The sequence below is a fragment of the Pseudomonas sp. P1_C12 genome, from assembly GCF_056406435.1.
The window spans coordinates 17,663-35,485 of the sequence record NZ_JBFUAE010000026.1 but is presented as its reverse complement, the minus strand read 5'-3'; the positions used below and the strand labels follow the sequence as shown (position 1 = coordinate 35,485).

Sequence of the window (17,823 nt, the reverse complement as noted above, 5' to 3'; positions counted from 1 at the left end):
TGTCGTCGTTTTTTCTGGAGTTCTGCATGCTGTTGCCCATTCTTCTGTTGTCTGCAGCCGGTTTTACGGTGCTGACCACGGAATTCATCATCGTTGGCCTGTTGCCGGCCATCGCCCGGGACCTTGACGTCAGCATCCCGCAAGCGGGTTTGCTGGTGACTTTGTTCGCCTTCACCGTGGCCGCGTTCGGGCCGTTCCTGACGGCGTACTTCGCCCGCTTCGAACGGCGCAAGCTGTTTATCTCGGTGTTGATCATGTTTGGCCTGGCCAACACGCTGGCGGCGCTGGCGCCGAATATCTGGGTGATGGCGTTTGCCCGGTTGATCCCGGCGCTGGGGCTGCCGGTGTTCTGGGCGCTGGCCAGCGAAACGGCGGTGGACATCGTCGGGCCGGATTACGCCGGTCGCGCCATCGCCAAGATCGGCTTCGGTATCGTCTGCGCAACGGTGTTCGGCATTCCCGTGGGCACGCTGATTTCCGATGCGTTCGGCTGGCGCAGTGCCTTCGCGATTCTGGCGGTCATCGCCTTTGCCAAGGCGTTGCTGCTGTTTATCTATCTGCCCAAGACCAACCTGCACCAGCATCAGGTGAGCTTCCGCTCGCAGTTCAAGATCCTGCGCAGCCCGCTGATGCTCGGTCACGTGCTGCTGTCAGTGATTGTGTTCAGCGGTATGTTCACCGCCTACACCTACCTGGCTGACATCCTCGAACGTCTGGCCGGCTTCAACGGCACCGTGGTTGGCTGGTGCCTGATGGGCTTCGGTGCGGTCGGGCTGATCGGCAACTCCCTGGGCGGCCGGGCGGTGGATCGTCATCCGCTGATGGCGTCGATGATGTTCTGCGCGTTCATGATCGCCGGCCTGGTGGCGCTGGTGCCGAACATTCATTCGCCGCTCGGTCTGGCGGCGGCGATGGGCATCTGGGGCGTGACCCAGGCGGCGTTGTTCCTGGTCAGCCATGTGCGCCTGATGAAAGCCGCGCCCGAAGCGCCGGCCTTCGCCGCGTCGCTGAACATCGCCGGGGCCAACCTCGGTATCGGTCTGGGCGCGATGATCGGTGGTCGGGTGATCGACAGTGTCGGTCTGCAAGGCCTTGGCTTCGCCGCGGCGGCGTTCATCCTCGCCTCGATCCTGCTGGCGATAGCGCTGATGACTTTCAAGCCGCGCGAAGTGGTTACAGCGCTGTAAACAGCTCGCGTCGGGCACCTTCGGTAATGGCGACAATGCCGGGGTGCCTGACCTTGCGCTCCACTGAGATGGCATAGAACGACTCGCTCACCGCGTCGGTCTGGCCGATCACTTCCACGCCATATTGGCGTTGCACTTCATCGGCAATCACGCTCGGGCCGATGAAGATCCCGCTGCCGGATTGGCCGAAGGCCTGCATCAGGGCGCTGTCGTCGAACTCGCCGACAATTTTCGGCTGGATCTGCTGCTCGGCGAACCAGCGTTGCAAACGGCTACGCACCACGGTTTCCGGCCCGGGAATCAGCAGTGGAGCACCGTGCAGATTGCGCGGGAAGTCCTGACCGTAACGTGCCGCCAGCTCCGGGGTGGCGAAAAAGCTGATCCCGCACTCACCGAGTTTCTGGCTGTAGCCCTTGATGTCCAGGTGCGACGGCATCGGGCTGTCGGAGATCACCAGGTCCAGGCGCTGGATCGCCAGGTCTGCCAACAAACGTTCAAGCTTGTCTTCGCGGCACGTGATGCGCAGCGGTTCGCTCAGCTCCATGGTCGGTGCGATCAGGCGATAGACGATGGATTTGGGCACCACGTCGGCCACACCGACGCGAAACAGGATCTGCTGTTCATTGGGTTGTGCCCGCAGCATCAGTTCCAGTTCGCCGCCCAGCTGAAACATTTGTTCGGCGTAGGGCAGGGCCTGGCGGCCGGCCTCGGTCAGTTCGAGTTGCCGCCCAACGCGCCGAAACAATTCGATGCCAAAGGTCTGTTCCAGCAATGAAATCTGCCCGCTGATGGTTTGTGGCGTGAGGTTCAGTTGCTCGCAGGCGCGCACGATGCTGCCGGTCTTGGCCACCACCCAGAAGTAATGCAATTGCCGATAATTCAACATATGTATGGCCCTCTGTAGGAGCTGTCGAGTGAAACGAGGCTGCGATCTTTCAATCGCCCGAGAAAATCAACATCAAAAGATCGCAGCCTTCGGCAGCTCCTACATTCGTAAAAACCGAAGTATACATGGCAAAAATACGAATTTTCCTGAAGTATTCACTTCCCTAGAATGCATCGCTATCAACGGGCCATTGTTCAGGTCCCGTTTGTTCTAACGAGGGAAGCATCATGAAGCTGAAAACCACGGCACTGTTGATCACGTCTTTACTGGTACTGGCCGGTTGCGACCAGGCCGAGAAAAGCGCGCAACAGTTGATGGGCAAGGCTGCCGAAAGCGCCAAACAGGCGATTGACGATACCCACAAGGCTGCCGAGCAAGCACTCAGTGACGCCACCAGCGGGTTGATCAGCAAAAAAGAATCATCGGAAAAAGAATCGGAAAAAACCGAATCTTCCTCCCAGGAAATCTAAACCGTATTACAACGAGTCAGGACTGACCCATGGACTACCTTTTACAACTTGCCGCCAGCCCCACCGCCTGGGTCGCCCTCGCTACCCTGATTGTGATGGAGATCGTGCTTGGCATCGATAACCTGATCTTCATCTCGATCCTGACCAACAAGCTGCCCTTGCACAATCGACAGCGGGCACGACGCATCGGTATCGGCATGGCATTGATCCTGCGCCTGGGCTTGCTGAGCACCATCGCGTTCATCGTGCAGTTGACTGCGCCGGTGATCGAGATTCTCGGCCACGCGTTTTCCTGGAAAGACATGATCCTGATTGCCGGTGGCCTGTTCCTGTTGTGGAAGGCAACCACCGAGATCCATCACAGCATGGACCCGGCACCGGAAGATCCGAAGTCGGCGACCTCGACCGTGACCCTGGGTTTCGCTGCCGCGATCGGTCAGATCCTGATGCTGGACATGGTGTTCTCCATCGACAGCATCATTACCGCTGTCGGCATGACCGAGCATTTGCCGATCATGGTCATCGCGGTGGTGGTGTCGGTCTTGGTGATGTTGCTGGCGGCGGATCCGCTGGCCAAGTTCATTAACGACAACCCGACGGTGGTGATGCTGGCCCTGGGCTTCCTGATCATGATCGGCATGACGCTGATCGCCGAAGGCTTTGGCGCCCATGTACCGAAAGGCTACGTCTATGCGGCCATGGCATTCTCGGCTTCGATCGAGGCGTTGAACATGATGTCCCGCCGGGCCAGGCAGAAGCGCGTAGCCACTGAAGCCTGACCGTCGCTGAAAGAAGCGGCCGCCTGAACTCCAAGGAGTGCAGGCGGCCGTTTTTGTTGGTCTCGGGTAAAGGTGTTTGTCAGTGAGCGTTGGCGTGTTGGCTCCGCGTTTTGTCCGCTTGCGGTGCAGGTGCTGGCTGAACAGGGTGATGGTGGCGGCGAGTAATGCGCAGCACGCCCCACAGCATGGCGGCGGCTACCGCCAGCCAACCGCCAATCAACATCACAATGATCATGGTCAGGCTCATCTTTGCCTCCTCTTTGCCCTGCTGTGGGCACACGCGCTTCGCTGTCGTCCCTTCAGGGAACAGTCTAGCCGTTGCTGTATTTCAGGCTATTGAGCGAAAGTCGGCAGTCACCAACCAGTTCGCTCTATCGAATGCACGCGACTACCGTTTAGAGCTATACCGTAGCGGCGCGGCGCCCTATGATCGACGGCCAAGCCGGGAATGGGATTGCCTGGCGTCTGAACCTGAACAAGAGAGAGATGATGGTGCGGGTATTTTCTCGAATTTTGTCGACCATGCTCATAGCTGGTTGCGTGGCAAGCCTGGTGGGCTGTGCCGGTAGCGTTGCGCCCGAGATCAAGCGTTTGCCGGAGCGTGTCGAGCTCAGCGGCCGATTCTACCGAGGCGATGCGTATCAAAGCGGACCGCAGGTGCTGGCCAGCATGCTGTCCCAGCAGGGCATCGTGATTACCCCGGGGTTACTCGACAAACCCTTGCATTTGCCGGGGGCCGAAGCCCAGTTGCAACAGAACATGCAGAGCCTGGCCCGCGAGTACGGGATGGTGGTCTATCCCCTCGACAGCAACCTGCCGGCCTTGTTGACGCAAGTCGCCGCCGGTTATCCGGTGATGGTGCGCTTTACTGAAGGCTCGGCCATGTGGGCCGAACCGCGATACGCCATTCTGGCCGGCTACAACCGCCAGAAGCAGACGGTCCTGCTGCGGGCCGGGATGAATCACCGCGAACTGATGAGCTTCAGCTCCTTCGAGTCGGCGTTCAAGGACGCCGGCGGTTGGGCCGTGCTGATCCAGAATCCGACGCAAATCCCGGCCCAGGTCGATCAGCAGCGTTGGCTCAAGGCCGCCAGCGATCTGGCTCAGGCCGGTCAGGAACAGGCCGCCGCCAGGGCAAAAAAAGCCTTGGCCAGCCAGTAAGTCCGTTGGTCACCCGCCGGGCACCTTCGCCCGTCGCCAGCCTCTGATCCTTAAGGGCCCGGAATAATATCCCGGGCCGAGATCAGGAGGCGCCCATGGCTCATTCCACAACGCCCGTCGGTCCGCACTCGTCTGAGCATTCGTCTGGCAATGAGCTGGGCTTCGATCCCGATTCTCCGGACCTTGCCGATCCACAGGTCGACCCCATCGGGCCCGCCAAGGCACCGAGGGATGTGAAACCGGGGGATAATCCCAAGGCCCCGGCCAAGCCCTACGATCCACTGGCAAATCTGAAACCCTAGGTCCAATGGAGGTGCGTATGTCTACCGACTCCAGTTTCGACGACAAGCGTCCAGAGGCTGTTCCCACAACCCCCGAGCAAAGCACCGATCCGGTGATGGATCCCGACAGCCCGTTGAGAGATCCATTGGCGAGGCCAACGGTGGTGCCTACTGAAAAACCAAAGGGTTGGAGAGATCCAAGTACCGGCGACGGCATCCCGGATGACGACCAGATGCCACTGCCTAACGACTAACTTCGCGACGAAAAAAAGCCCCGAATGTTCGGGGCTTTTTCATGCGTTTGCAGCAAGGTTACTTCGACGCTTCAACCACACCGCTCTGCCGATGCTTGAGGTTCTTGTCTGCCTTGTACTGCAAGGCTACGGAAGGCACGTCCGCGCTCCTTCCGCTCTCTACCCAATTACGCATGCGCGTGGCATCGGCAAAATGGGTGTACTTGCCATAGGCGTCAAGAATCACCAAGGCCACCGGGCGGTTACCCATTCGGGTCACCAGCACCAGGCAGTGACCGGCTTCGTTGGTGAAACCGGTTTTCGTCAGCTGGATGTCCCAGTCCGGCTTGCGGACCAAATGGTCGGTGTTGCGAAAGCCCAGGCTGTAGTTGGGTTTACGGAACGAGACGGTTTTTTCCTTGGTCGTGCTCAGCTCGGTCAGAAGCGGGTACTTGTGCGCGGCGATCAACAGCTTGCTCAGGTCGCGAGCGGTCGATACGTTGCGCGGGGAGAGACCGGTCGGCTCGACGAAATGCGTGTTGGTCATGCCCAGTGCCCGGGCCTTGGCGTTCATTGCAGCAATGAACGCGGCATAGCCGCCCGGATAGTGGTGCGCCAGAGTCGCCGCGGCGCGGTTTTCCGAGGACATCAGGGCAATCAGCAGCATTTCCCGGCGCGGCAGTTCGCTCCGGAGTTTGACCCGGGAGAACACGCCTTTCATTTCCGGTGTGTCGCTGATGTTGACGTCGATGTATTCGTCCATGTTCTGTCGGGATTCAACCACGACCAGGCCAGTCATCAACTTGCTGACGGAAGCGATCGGCACTACCACGTCAGGATTGCTGGCATAGATGACTTTGTTGGTCTGCATGTCCAGCAGCAAGGAGCTGCCGGAAGCGAGCTTGAGTGTCTTCGTATCTCGCGGCGCTGCGGTGGTCTCGTCAGCACTGGCGATTGGCGTGAGGAAAGTCCCTGTAACTGCAAAAAATAGGCTCAGGATGGAAAGACGGATTTTCACGCTGGCAGACTCATAAAGGGTGTTGATAAGCCGTTTTGTAACGGGCTGTTTCCTGAAAAGCGCGACATTCTGGAGTATGGCTGAATAACTGTCGATGGTTGTTCAAGTAACAGGTGAAAGTCCTGAGAAGCATGAAAAAAATGTCATTTTCCGGCGGGCGGTCGAGGTTTTTTCGCAGGCAAAAAGAACCCCGCCGGGGGCGGGGTTCTTTGACTCGCTGTCAGCGTCCGCGTTGAAACTCAGCTGTGCAGGGTTTCAGCAGCGTACAGGGTGTTCTCCAGCAGGCAGGCACGAGTCATCGGGCCTACGCCGCCCGGTACCGGAGTAATCCAGCCGGCGCGGGGCAGGGCGGTTTCGTAGATCACGTCACCGACCAGCTTGCCATCGTCCTGACGGTTGATGCCGACATCGATCACGATCGCGCCTTCCTTGATCCATTCACCCTTGACCAGGCCCGGCTTGCCAGCGGCCACGACGACCAGGTCCGCACGGCCGACATGGCCGGCAAGGTCCTTGGTAAAACGGTGGGTGACCGTCACGGTGCAACCGGCCAGCAACAATTCCATGGCCATCGGGCGGCCAACGATATTGGACGCGCCAACAACCACGGCATCCATCCCGTAAAGGTCGACACCGGTGCTTTCCAGCAGGGTCATGATGCCTTTGGGAGTGCATGGGCGCAGCAGAGGGATACGCTGGGCCAAGCGACCGACGTTATAAGGATGGAAACCGTCGACGTCTTTATCCGGACGAATGCGCTCCAGCAGTCTGGAGGCGTCGAGGTGTTCGGGAAGCGGAAGCTGAAGCAGAACGCCGTCGATTGCAGGATCGTCGTTCAGGCGATCGATCAGCTCGGTCAGCGCTTCTTGAGTGGTTTCGGAAGGCAGGTCATAGGCTTGGGATAGAAAGCCGACCTCTTCGCAGTCTTTACGCTTGTGCGAGACATAAACCTGAGAGGCAGGATCGCTGCCGACCAGGATCACCGCAAGGCCGGGCGTGCGCAGGCCTTGCTGGCGACGCTCGGTGACACGTTGGGCGATCTGCTGGCGCAGGCTGGCGGCGATCGATTTGCCGTCGATAAGTTGTGCAGTCATTGCGCGTGATTAACCATCGAGAGGGGAAAAAAAGAGAACGCATTCTCGCATGTCATGCGGTGAGGGCAAAGGCGCTTGGTCTGCAAATTCCCCTAACTCCTTTAATTAAATGAATTTTTTTTAAAAATGATTTGACGACCTTCGGGGGGCTCTATACTATTCGTCGCACTTGTCGGGCACAGCCTAGCACTGGTTAAGAAGGTTGAGCAGGATTACGATTCTGCGAGACTGGAAAGCACTTAGTTTGTAGTCCTCCAAGGGTACAGCTAACAAGGCGCCCGTAGCTCAGCTGGATAGAGCATCCGCCTTCTAAGCGGATGGTCGCAGGTTCGAGTCCTGCCGGGTGCGCCATTAGGCAGCTTTGGCACAAGTAACGCGATATGGTGGGCGTAGCTCAGTTGGTAGAGCACGGGATTGTGACTCCCGTTGTCGTGGGTTCGATCCCCATCGTCCACCCCATATTTCGAAAGGCGCCAGATTAACAGTCTGGCGCCTTTGCTTTAAAGACTTCATCCGCGGATGTGGTGGAATTGGTAGACACACTGGATTTAGGTTCCAGCGCCGCGAGGCGTAAGAGTTCGAGTCTCTTCATCCGCACCAAATAAAGCTTCAATCAGGCTGTTGGCCTGGCTGGAGCTTGATAAAGAAGTTGTTTGGCTTCTTTAACAGGCAATATGGTGGGCGTAGCTCAGTTGGTAGAGCACGGGATTGTGACTCCCGTTGTCGTGGGTTCGATCCCCATCGTCCACCCCATATTTTGAAAGGCGCCAGATTGAAAAGTCTGGCGCCTTTTTTGTTTCAATGGCCGCAGGTTCCGGGCTGCAGGGGCGGGGCGTTTCGTCGTATTTATGTTTCTCGATGATGCCGTCCTGTCCGCCGGCCTTGCTTGCGAGATCGGCTGTCAGGGAAGTGATTGGCGACCTCTTCTATATAGAAAGGTCGGCGCAGAGCCCTGGCGTGATTGATTGTATTTGCCATCGGGGCGAGGTGCATTCGTGCATTCGCACCTATAAATTGCCTGCTGCGTTTTTACCCGTTTTCAGTAGGGTGACTTCTTGAGTTTGACCCACTAGAATGCATGCCCTTGATTCTGGGGTCGGAAACGGCCGGCTAACGTCTGTGCAACGAGGAATATCCATGCAAGTTTCTGTTGAAAATACTACTGCTCTTGAGCGCCGCATGAGCGTCACCGTGCCGGCTGAGCGCATCGAGAGCCAGGTCAACAAGCGTCTGCAGCAGACCGCCCAAAAGGCCAAGATTGCTGGCTTCCGTCCAGGCAAAGTGCCAATGAGCGAAATCAAGCGCCGTTTCGGTGCCGACGCTCGCCAGGAAGCTGTAGGCGACGTGATCCAGTCTTCCTTCTACGAAGCGGTGGTTGAGCAGAAGCTGAACCCGGCTGGCCAGCCTTCGATCGAGCCTAAGTCCCTGGAAGCGGGCAAGGACCTGGAATACGTTGCCGTATTCGAAGTGTTCCCTGAGTTCACCGTTGCCGGTTTCGAAGGTATCACCGTCGAGCGCCTGAGCGCTGACGTGGCTGATGCCGATCTGGACAAAATGCTGGAAGTCCTGCGCAAGCAGAACACCCGTTTCGAAGTGGCCGATCGCGCTGCCCAGAACGAAGATCAGCTGAACATTGATTTCGTCGGCAAAGTCGACGGTGAAGTGTTCGCTGGCGGTTCCGCCAAGGGTACTCAGCTGGTTCTGGGTTCCGGCCGCATGATCCCTGGTTTCGAAGATGGCCTGGTTGGCGCTAAAGCCGGTGAAGAACGCGTTCTGAACCTGACTTTCCCAGAGGACTATCAGAACCTGGACCTGGCTGGCAAAACCGCCGAGTTCACCGTGACCGTCAACACCGTTTCCGAGCCAAAGCTGCCAGAACTGACCGAAGAATTCTTCGCTCAATTCGGCATCAAGGAAACCGGTCTGGATGGCTTCCGTGCCGAAGTTCGCAAGAACATGGAGCGCGAGCTGCGTCAGGCGATCAAATCCAAGGTCAAGAATCAGGTAATGGACGGTCTGCTGGCCACCAACCCGATCGAAGTGCCAAAGGCTCTGCTGTCCAACGAAGTTGACCGTCTGCGTGTGCAGGCTGTCCAGCAGTTCGGCGGCAACATCAAGCCTGACCAACTGCCGGCCGAGCTGTTCGAAGAGCAAGCCAAGCGCCGCGTAGTGCTGGGCCTGATCGTGGCTGAAGTGGTCAAGCAATTCGACCTGAAGCCTGACGAAACCCGCGTTCGCGAGATGATTCAGGAAATGGCTTCGGCCTACCAGGAGCCTGAGCAGGTTGTGTCCTGGTACTACAAAAACGACCAGCAACTGAACGAAGTTCGTTCGGTTGTGCTGGAAGAGCAAGTTGTGGATACTGTTCTGCAGAAAGCTAGCGTGACCGACAAATCGGTCTCTTACGAAGAAGCGGTCAAGCCGGTAGAAGCACCACAAGCCGACTGATCACTTTTGCGGTAAGAAGCAAACACCATAAGCCAGCCTTCGTGCTGGCTTATGCGTATTCAAGACATAACTATTTGGGAGTGACTGCAGAGCATGTTCCGTAATTCGTATATTCAGCAGAACTCTGATATCCAGGCCGCAGGCGGCCTGGTCCCGATGGTTGTCGAGCAGTCCGCTCGTGGCGAGCGCGCCTACGACATCTACTCGCGCTTGCTCAAGGAGCGAGTGATCTTTCTGGTTGGCCCGGTAGAGGACTACATGGCCAACCTGATCTGTGCGCAACTGCTGTTCCTTGAAGCGGAAAATCCGGACAAGGACATCCATCTCTACATCAACTCCCCGGGCGGTTCGGTGACGGCAGGCATGTCGATCTACGACACCATGCAGTTCATCAAGCCCAACGTGGCAACCACCTGTATCGGTCAGGCGTGCAGCATGGGCGCGTTCCTGCTGACGGCTGGTGCCCCTGGCAAGCGTTACTGCCTGCCAAACTCGCGTGTGATGATTCACCAGCCACTGGGCGGTTTCCAGGGCCAGGCATCGGATATCGAAATCCATGCCAAGGAAATCCTCTTTATTCGTGAGCGTCTCAACACGCTGATGGCCCTGCATAGCGGGCGCACTCTTGAAGAAATCGAGCGCGATACCAACCGCGACAATTTCATGAGTGCAGAAGCCGCGCGTGAGTACGGGTTGATCGATGAAGTGATCACCCAGCGCCCTGCTTGAAATAAGCAGCTCAAAATAGGGCTGGTCGGCGGGTCCGATCACCAGCGGGCTTGAAAAAGCCCGCAATAGCCTTCATCTTGTGTTGCAAGCCTATCGGATTTGGATCGAACGAATGACTGACACCCGCAACGGCGAGGACAACGGCAAGCTGCTCTATTGCTCCTTCTGTGGCAAAAGCCAGCATGAAGTACGCAAATTGATTGCCGGCCCCTCGGTCTTTATCTGCGACGAGTGCGTCGACCTGTGCAATGACATCATCCGCGAGGAGGTGCAGGAAGCACAGGCCGAAAGCAGCGCGCATAAATTGCCTTCGCCTAAAGAAATCAGCGGCATCCTTGATCAGTATGTGATTGGTCAGGAGCGTGCGAAAAAGGTTCTGGCCGTAGCGGTGTACAACCACTACAAGCGCCTGAATCAGCGTGACAAAAAGAATGACGACGTCGAACTCGGCAAGAGCAACATCCTGCTGATCGGCCCGACAGGCTCGGGTAAAACCCTGCTTGCCGAAACACTGGCCCGCTTGCTGAACGTTCCGTTCACCATCGCTGATGCAACCACCCTCACCGAGGCGGGTTACGTGGGTGAAGATGTCGAGAACATCATTCAGAAGCTGCTGCAGAAATGCGATTACGACGTGGAAAAAGCCCAGATGGGTATTGTCTACATCGATGAAATCGACAAGATTTCGCGCAAGTCTGACAACCCGTCGATCACCCGGGACGTATCCGGTGAAGGCGTGCAGCAGGCCTTGCTCAAGTTGATCGAAGGTACGGTCGCTTCCGTTCCACCTCAAGGTGGTCGTAAGCATCCGCAGCAGGAATTCCTTCAGGTCGACACCCGTAACATCCTGTTCATTTGCGGTGGTGCGTTCTCTGGTCTGGAAAAGGTTATTCAAAACCGTTCCACCAAGGGCGGCATCGGCTTCAATGCAGAAGTGCGCAGCAAGGAAGAAGGCAAGAAAGTCGGTGAGTCCCTGCGTGAAGTCGAGCCTGACGATCTGGTCAAGTTCGGTCTGATCCCGGAATTCGTCGGTCGTCTGCCGGTACTTGCCACGCTGGACGAGCTTGACGAGGCTGCATTGATGCAGATTCTCACCGAGCCGAAAAATGCTCTGACCAAGCAGTATGCCAAGCTGTTCGAGATGGAAGGCGTTGATCTGGAATTCCGTTCCGACGCACTGAAATCGGTCGCCAAGCGTGCCCTGGAGCGTAAAACCGGTGCCCGTGGCCTGCGTTCGATTCTCGAAGGTGTATTGCTCGACACTATGTATGAAATCCCCTCGCAATCGGAGGTGAGCAAAGTAGTGATCGATGAAAGCGTGATAGAAGGCAAGTCCAAGCCACTGTATATCTACGAAAACAGTGAGCCGACCGCCAAGGCCGCGCCAGACGCTTAAGCGTCACGCAGCCGGTATAAAGAAGGGGCCTTCGGGCCCCTTTGCTTTTTGCGCGTTTTACACAGTCTTTGTGCTTGTTTTTTTTGAAGGCTGCCCCCATCTTGGTTTCAAGCTTACTTCCATCTGTTTCCGGCCTTACGGCCGCCGTAGAGGCGAAATCATGAAGACAACCATCGAATTGCCTCTCCTGCCATTGCGTGATGTCGTGGTTTATCCGCACATGGTTATCCCGCTGTTCGTGGGACGCGAGAAATCCATCGAAGCCCTCGAGGCTGCGATGACGGGTGACAAGCAGATTCTTCTGCTGGCCCAGAAAAACCCGGCTGATGACGATCCCGGTGAAGATGCCCTGTATCGCGTAGGTACAATTGCCACCGTTCTGCAGCTGCTGAAGCTGCCTGACGGTACGGTCAAGGTTCTGGTCGAGGGTGAGCAGCGGGGCGCCGTTGAGCGCTTCAGCGAAGTGGACGGCCACTGCCGTGCCGAAGTCTCCCTGATCGACGAAGTCGACGCGCCAGAGCGCGAGTCGGAAGTATTCGTACGCAGTCTGCTATCCCAGTTCGAGCAATATGTGCAGTTGGGCAAGAAAGTCCCGGCTGAAGTCCTGTCATCGCTCAACAGCATCGATGAGCCAGGCCGCCTGGTGGATACCATGGCCGCGCACATGGCCCTGAAGATCGAACAGAAGCAGGAAATCCTCGAAATCATCGATTTGTCGGCCCGGGTCGAGCACGTTCTGGCGTTGCTGGATGCCGAGATCGATCTGCTGCAAGTCGAAAAACGCATTCGCGGTCGCGTCAAAAAACAAATGGAGCGCAGTCAGCGCGAGTACTACCTGAATGAGCAGATGAAGGCCATTCAGAAAGAGCTCGGCGACAGCGATGAAGGTCACAACGAAGTCGAAGAGCTGAAAAAGCGTATCGATGCCGCCGGCCTGCCAAAAGACGCGCTGGCCAAGGCCACGGCCGAACTGAACAAGCTCAAGCAAATGTCGCCAATGTCCGCGGAAGCGACCGTGGTGCGTTCGTACATCGACTGGCTGGTTCAGGTGCCGTGGAAGGCCCAGAGCAAAGTGCGCCTGGATCTGGCGCGTGCAGAAGACATTCTGGATGCCGACCACTATGGCCTGGAAGAAGTCAAAGAGCGCATCCTCGAATACCTCGCCGTGCAAAAACGCGTGAAGAAAATTCGTGGTCCGGTGTTGTGCCTGGTCGGTCCTCCCGGGGTGGGTAAAACGTCCCTGGCGGAGTCGATTGCTCACGCCACCAACCGCAAATTCGTACGCATGGCCCTCGGTGGCGTGCGTGATGAAGCGGAAATTCGTGGCCATCGCCGTACTTACATCGGTTCGATGCCAGGAAGATTGATTCAAAAGATGACAAAAGTGGGTGTCCGCAATCCGCTGTTCCTGCTCGATGAAATCGACAAAATGGGCAGCGATATGCGTGGCGATCCGGCATCAGCGTTGCTGGAAGTGCTCGATCCCGAGCAGAACCACAACTTCAACGATCACTATCTGGAAGTCGACTACGACTTGTCCGATGTGATGTTCCTGTGCACCTCGAACTCGATGAACATCCCGCCGGCGTTGCTGGACCGGATGGAAGTGATCCGTCTGCCGGGCTACACCGAAGACGAGAAGATCAACATCGCGGTCAAATATCTTTCGCCAAAGCAGATCACGGCCAACGGCTTGAAGAAAGGCGAGCTGGAGTTTGACGCAGAAGCGATCCGCGACATCATCCGCTACTACACCCGTGAAGCCGGTGTGCGTGGGCTGGAGCGTCAGATTGCCAAGGTTTGCCGCAAGGCCGTCAAGGAGCACGCGCTGGAAAAACGCTTCTCGGTGAAGGTGACCGCAGACATGCTGGAGCACTTCCTGGGCGTGCGCAAATTCCGCTACGGCCTGGCCGAGCAGCAGGATCAGATCGGTCAGGTGACCGGACTGGCGTGGACTCAAGTGGGCGGCGAATTGCTGACCATCGAAGCGGCTGTCGTGCCGGGCAAGGGCCAGTTGATCAAGACCGGTTCCCTGGGTGACGTGATGGTCGAGTCGATCACCGCAGCCTTGACCGTTGTTCGCAGCCGGGCGAAGAGCCTGGGCATTCCCCTGGACTTCCATGAGAAGCGCGATACGCACATCCATATGCCGGAAGGGGCAACGCCGAAAGACGGTCCTAGCGCCGGTGTGGGCATGTGCACGGCCCTTGTTTCGGCCTTGACCGGTATTCCGGTTCGCGCAGATGTCGCCATGACCGGCGAAATCACTTTGCGTGGCCAGGTACTGGCCATTGGCGGCTTGAAAGAAAAACTGCTGGCTGCCCATCGTGGCGGAATCAAGACCGTGATCATTCCTGAAGAAAATGTGCGCGATCTCAAAGAGATTCCGGACAATATCAAGCAGGATCTACAGATTAAACCGGTTAAATGGATTGACGAGGTCCTGCAAATTGCGCTGCAATACGCGCCGGAGCCCTTGCCGGATGTGGCTCCGGAGATAGTCGCGAAGGATGAGAAACGCGACGCAGATTCTAAGGAAAGAATTAGCACGCATTAGTACGTATTTGCCTGGGGGGCTTTCTTGACAGCTTTTTAGAGCCCTTGTTATAAAGCGGCTCTTAAGTGTCTGTAGGCCATTCAGCACTCGTTTTTGCTTTCACCAAAAAAACTTAGAATCATACTCAAATAGATATAAGGGGACTTAGAGTGAACAAGTCGGAACTGATTGATGCTATCGCTGCATCCGCTGATATCCCGAAAGCTGCTGCTGGCCGTGCGCTGGACGCTGTAATCGAATCCGTCACTGGCGCTCTCAAGGCTGGCGACTCTGTTGTTCTGGTTGGTTTCGGTACTTTCTCCGTAACTGATCGTCCAGCTCGCATTGGTCGTAACCCACAGACCGGTAAGACGCTGGAAATCGCAGCCGCCAAAAAACCAGGTTTCAAAGCCGGCAAAGCACTGAAAGAAGCTGTCAACTAAGTTCGATTCAGGTTTTTACCCATCCGGGTCGGGTCATGCCTGACTTGGCAGCGGAGCGGCAGTCCTGACTGCAGGTCGCCGGTTCAAGACACCGAGGGTCGCCAGTTCGAGCCCTCGATCCGCTCCGCCAGTTACGAGAAGGCGCATCCTCGGATGCGCCTTTCTTCTATCCGGACTCTACCCACGCTCCACGGTTGCCTAATTTTGAAGTTCAACCGTTTCTGGGGGACGCATGCTGCAGAATATCAGGGACAATTCACAAGGCTGGATTGCCAAGACTATTATCGGGGTCATCGTTGTTCTGATGGCTTTGACCGGTTTCGACGCCATTTTCAAGGCCACGTCGCACAGTAATGATGCGGCCAAGGTCAATGGCGATGAAATCAGCCAGAACGAGCTGAGCCAGGCGGTCGATATGCAACGCCGTCAGCTCATGCAACAGCTGGGCAAGGATTTCGATGCATCCTTGCTGGATGAAAAAATGTTGCGCGAATCGGCGCTCAAGGGCCTGATCGATCGCAAACTGCTGCTGCAAGGCGCAGAAAACTCAAAATTCGCTTTCTCCGAAGCGGCGCTTGATCAGGTCATCCTGCAAACACCAGAGTTTCAGGTTGATGGCAAGTTCAGCACCGAGCGTTTCGACCAGGTGATTCGCCAACTCGGCTATAGCCGCATGCAATTCCGCCAGATGCTGGCCCAGGAAATGCTGATTGGTCAGCTGCGTGCCGGCCTGGCAGGTAGCGGTTTCGTGACCGATGCACAGGTGCTGGCGTTTGCCCGTCTGGAAAAACAGACCCGCGATTTCGCCTCCCTGAACATCAAGGCCGACCTGTCGGCTGTGAAGCTGACCGACGATGAGGTCAAGGCTTATTACGACGAACACGCCAAGGAATTCATGACGCCGGATCAGGTGGTCATCGATTACCTCGAGCTGAAGAAGGCTTCCTTCTTCGACCAGGTCAGCGTCAACGACGAAGACCTGCAAGCGGCCTATCAGAAAGAAATCGCGAACCTGTCCGAGCAACGTCGGGCTGCGCACATTCTGATTGAAGTGAACGACAAGACCACCGAGGCGCAAGCCAAGGCGAAGATCGAGGAAATTCAGGCCCGTCTGGCCAAGGGTGAGAAATTCGAGGCGCTGGCCAAGGAGTTCTCCCAGGATCCAGGTTCGGCGAACAACGGTGGTGACCTGGGTTATGCCGGTCCTGGCGTCTACGACCCAGCGTTCGAAAAAGCCCTGTATTCGTTGGGCCAGGACCAGGTCTCGGGGCCGGTTCGTACCGACTTCGGTTTCCACCTGATCAAGCTGTTGGGCGTGGAAGCTCCAGAAGTGCCAACGTTCGCCAGTCTGAAAGACAAGCTGACCCGTGGTCTGAAAACCCAGCAGGTCGAGCAGCGTTTCGTTGAGGCGAGCAAGCAATTGGAAGACGCCTCGTTCGAATCGTCCGATCTGGCTCAGCCAGCGCAGGACCTGAAACTGACCGTCCAGACGTCCAAGCCATTCGGTCGTGAAGGCGGTGAGGGTATTGCGGCCAACCGTGCCGTAATCACTGCTGCGTTCAGCCCGGAAGTGCTGGATGAGGGGGCGAACAGCACCGCCATCGAGCTCGATCCGGAAACCGTGGTCGTGTTGCGTGCCAAGGAGCACCTGAAGCCTTCGCAATTGCCGCTGGAAAGCGTTTCTGCCGCGATCCGTGTGCAATTGGCCAAGGAGCACGCCAGCGCCGATGCCAAGACCAGGGCTGAAGCCTTGATTGCCAGCCTGCGCGATGGCAAGACCCCGCTGGATCAGGCGATAGGTGGCCAGGCCTGGAAAGTCACCGAAGCGGCGACCCGCGCTCAGGAAGGTGTTGACCCTGCGGTGCTGCAAGCGCTGTTCCGCATGGCCAAGCCTGCGGCCAAGGACAAGCCGACCTTCACCAGCGTGACGCTGGCTGATGGCAGTCTGATGATCGTGCGCCTCAATGGCGTGAACGAAGCAGCGGCGCCGACCGAGGACGAGAAAGCACAGTATCGTCGCTACCTCGCTTCCCGCATCGGCCAGCAAGACTTTGCGGCTTATCGCAAGCAGCTGGAAAGCCAGGCGGACATCAAGCGTTACTGATGGCTGACCAGGTTTAGCGCTGCACAGGAGACCCCGGCCGAAAGGCCGGGGTCTTTTTATTTGGCCGTACGTCATTTGCTGCGGTGACTTTTCCGTAAAACCGGGGTCAATCAGCCTGTAACCGTTTTAAGACACGATCGATGCTCCGCTAAGCATCGATCTGTTGCACAATATGCCCCGAACCGTTTTCCTCAGGATGTTCAATGTTTAAATCACTTCCCATGCGGGTTGTCGGGCTGGCAGCCATGCTTGCCGCTGCGGCCGGTTGTTCATCGAACAAGGCCGCCATCTACGAGCATGAGAACTTCGACGATTCCGGAACCTTTTCCCGCAACTATCCGGTAACCGATGCGCAGAGCTGTGAAGCCGCCCGTCGTGCCTTGCTCAGCCAGGGTTACATTATCACCAGCAACGATTCGAAGCTGGTCAGCGGTCACAAGAGCTTCCAGCAGACCGGCGAGAACCACATGGAGATCAGCTTCAGTGTGGTCTGTACCGATGACGGCAGCGAAGGGCACCACGCGACCGTATTCGCCAACGCCCTGCAGGATCGTTACGCACTGAAGAAAACCAACAACTCCGCCAGTCTCGGTGTGGGTGTGTTGGGCTCGGTGTCGATGCCGATCGGCTCCTCTGATGACTCGATGGTCAAGGTCGCCAGCGAAACCGTATCGTCCGCCAAGTTCTACGAGCGTTTCTTCGCACTGGTCGAGCTGTTCCTGCCGCCGGAAGCGAAAAAGGCTGCGCACATCACCGAAAAGCCGAAAACAGACCTGGGCATGCCTGAAGCCAAGGCTGCACCGGCAGCGGTACCCGCTACACAGCCTGCTGCAGCTGCCCCTGCACCTGTACCCGTTGAAGCGGCGCCTGCGGCCTCCGAGCCGGTTGCCCCGCCTCCTGAAGTGACGCCGATCACGCCGACCGGGAGTGTAGTGCCGGCACCGTCCCCGGAAATCGTCACGCCACCGTCGAACCCGAGTGACTTGCCGCCGCCGAGCGAACCCATTCCGGCGATGCCTGTCTCCGGCCAGTGAGGGTGACCCCACAGGGTCGGATCA

General features: G+C 57.4%; 17 protein-coding genes and 4 tRNA genes. 17 read left to right on the top strand and 4 right to left on the bottom strand.

From position 1 onward, the window contains the following. The first annotated feature begins 26 nt into the window (after positions 1-26). Positions 27-1,187, top strand: a complete 1,161-nt coding sequence (locus AC1D19_RS28390) for an MFS transporter (RefSeq protein WP_477754833.1) — start codon at positions 27-29, stop codon at positions 1,185-1,187. Here AC1D19_RS28390 and nhaR read toward each other — a convergent pair. After that, complete coding sequence (nhaR, locus tag AC1D19_RS28385; protein WP_477754834.1) at positions 1,174-2,073, bottom strand: transcriptional activator NhaR; 900 nt, start codon at positions 2,071-2,073, stop codon at positions 1,174-1,176. The genes AC1D19_RS28390 and nhaR overlap by 14 nt on opposite strands. A gap of 227 nt (positions 2,074-2,300) precedes the next feature. On the opposite strand from nhaR, the gene AC1D19_RS28380 reads away from it, so the two are divergent. After that, positions 2,301-2,543: a hypothetical protein gene (locus tag AC1D19_RS28380; RefSeq protein WP_223462332.1), complete on the top strand. Its 243-nt coding sequence runs from the start codon at positions 2,301-2,303 to the stop codon at positions 2,541-2,543. Between the two features lie 29 nt (positions 2,544-2,572). After that, the gene (locus AC1D19_RS28375; RefSeq protein WP_477754836.1) at positions 2,573-3,322 is read left to right on the top strand and encodes a TerC family protein; all 750 of its coding nucleotides are present in this window, start codon (positions 2,573-2,575) and stop codon (positions 3,320-3,322) included. A gap of 79 nt (positions 3,323-3,401) precedes the next feature. Here AC1D19_RS28375 and AC1D19_RS28370 read toward each other — a convergent pair whose 3' ends face one another. Next, on the bottom strand, positions 3,402-3,569 hold the full coding sequence (locus AC1D19_RS28370) for a hypothetical protein (RefSeq protein ID WP_477754837.1): 168 nt from the start codon (positions 3,567-3,569) through the stop codon (positions 3,402-3,404). 179 nt (positions 3,570-3,748) lie between these two features. On the opposite strand from AC1D19_RS28370, the gene AC1D19_RS28365 reads away from it, so the two are divergent. The 3 genes from AC1D19_RS28365 (at position 3,749) to AC1D19_RS28355 (ending at position 5,018) form a co-directional block, all read left to right on the top strand. Beyond that, positions 3,749-4,483: a peptidase C39 family protein gene (locus AC1D19_RS28365; protein ID WP_477765333.1), complete on the top strand. Its 735-nt coding sequence runs from the start codon at positions 3,749-3,751 to the stop codon at positions 4,481-4,483. 95 nt (positions 4,484-4,578) lie between these two features. After that, on the top strand, positions 4,579-4,785 hold the full coding sequence (locus tag AC1D19_RS28360; RefSeq protein WP_477754839.1) for a DUF6021 family protein: 207 nt from the start codon (positions 4,579-4,581) through the stop codon (positions 4,783-4,785). 17 nt (positions 4,786-4,802) lie between these two features. After that, positions 4,803-5,018, top strand: a complete 216-nt coding sequence (locus AC1D19_RS28355) for a hypothetical protein (protein ID WP_477754840.1) — start codon at positions 4,803-4,805, stop codon at positions 5,016-5,018. A 58-nt stretch (positions 5,019-5,076) separates the two neighbouring features. On the opposite strand, the gene pbpG is transcribed toward AC1D19_RS28355, so the two are convergent. Together pbpG and folD are read right to left on the bottom strand one after the other, a co-directional pair. Further along, positions 5,077-6,015 (bottom strand): D-alanyl-D-alanine endopeptidase, encoded by a 939-nt coding sequence (gene pbpG, locus AC1D19_RS28350; protein WP_477765332.1) that lies wholly within the window; start codon positions 6,013-6,015, stop codon positions 5,077-5,079. Positions 6,016-6,254: 239 nt separating this feature from the next. Continuing rightward, the gene (gene folD / locus AC1D19_RS28345; protein WP_046043051.1) at positions 6,255-7,109 is read right to left on the bottom strand and encodes a bifunctional methylenetetrahydrofolate dehydrogenase/methenyltetrahydrofolate cyclohydrolase FolD; all 855 of its coding nucleotides are present in this window, start codon (positions 7,107-7,109) and stop codon (positions 6,255-6,257) included. Between the two features lie 274 nt (positions 7,110-7,383). Between folD and AC1D19_RS28340 the strand changes: the two genes are divergently transcribed. From AC1D19_RS28340 to AC1D19_RS28290, 11 genes are all read left to right on the top strand, one after another. Then, positions 7,384-7,460, top strand: a tRNA-Arg gene (locus AC1D19_RS28340). Positions 7,461-7,492: 32 nt separating this feature from the next. Then, positions 7,493-7,568, top strand: a tRNA-His gene (locus AC1D19_RS28335). 56 nt (positions 7,569-7,624) lie between these two features. After that, positions 7,625-7,709 (top strand) — tRNA-Leu (locus tag AC1D19_RS28330). A 77-nt stretch (positions 7,710-7,786) separates the two neighbouring features. Beyond that, positions 7,787-7,862, top strand: a tRNA-His gene (locus AC1D19_RS28325). A gap of 384 nt (positions 7,863-8,246) precedes the next feature. Then, positions 8,247-9,557 carry a trigger factor gene (gene tig, locus AC1D19_RS28320; protein WP_477754842.1) on the top strand — a complete coding sequence of 437 codons (1,311 nt, stop codon included), beginning with the start codon at positions 8,247-8,249 and terminating at the stop codon, positions 9,555-9,557. 93 nt (positions 9,558-9,650) lie between these two features. Next, a complete protein-coding gene (gene clpP / locus AC1D19_RS28315; protein WP_477754843.1) occupies positions 9,651-10,286 on the top strand; it encodes an ATP-dependent Clp endopeptidase proteolytic subunit ClpP in 636 nt (211 codons plus the stop codon). A gap of 112 nt (positions 10,287-10,398) precedes the next feature. After that, positions 10,399-11,682, top strand: coding sequence for an ATP-dependent Clp protease ATP-binding subunit ClpX (gene clpX / locus AC1D19_RS28310; protein ID WP_007982210.1), 1,284 nt, complete (start codon positions 10,399-10,401; stop codon positions 11,680-11,682). Positions 11,683-11,842: 160 nt separating this feature from the next. After that, a complete protein-coding gene (gene lon / locus AC1D19_RS28305) occupies positions 11,843-14,239 on the top strand; it encodes an endopeptidase La (protein ID WP_477765331.1) in 2,397 nt (798 codons plus the stop codon). 149 nt (positions 14,240-14,388) lie between these two features. Beyond that, the gene (locus AC1D19_RS28300; protein WP_002552737.1) at positions 14,389-14,661 is read left to right on the top strand and encodes an HU family DNA-binding protein; all 273 of its coding nucleotides are present in this window, start codon (positions 14,389-14,391) and stop codon (positions 14,659-14,661) included. A 232-nt stretch (positions 14,662-14,893) separates the two neighbouring features. Continuing rightward, positions 14,894-16,765 carry a SurA N-terminal domain-containing protein gene (locus AC1D19_RS28295; RefSeq protein WP_477765330.1) on the top strand — a complete coding sequence of 624 codons (1,872 nt, stop codon included), beginning with the start codon at positions 14,894-14,896 and terminating at the stop codon, positions 16,763-16,765. A 203-nt stretch (positions 16,766-16,968) separates the two neighbouring features. Beyond that, positions 16,969-17,799, top strand: a complete 831-nt coding sequence (locus tag AC1D19_RS28290) for a DUF2242 domain-containing protein (RefSeq protein ID WP_477765329.1) — start codon at positions 16,969-16,971, stop codon at positions 17,797-17,799. The last annotated feature ends 24 nt before the right edge of the window (positions 17,800-17,823 follow it).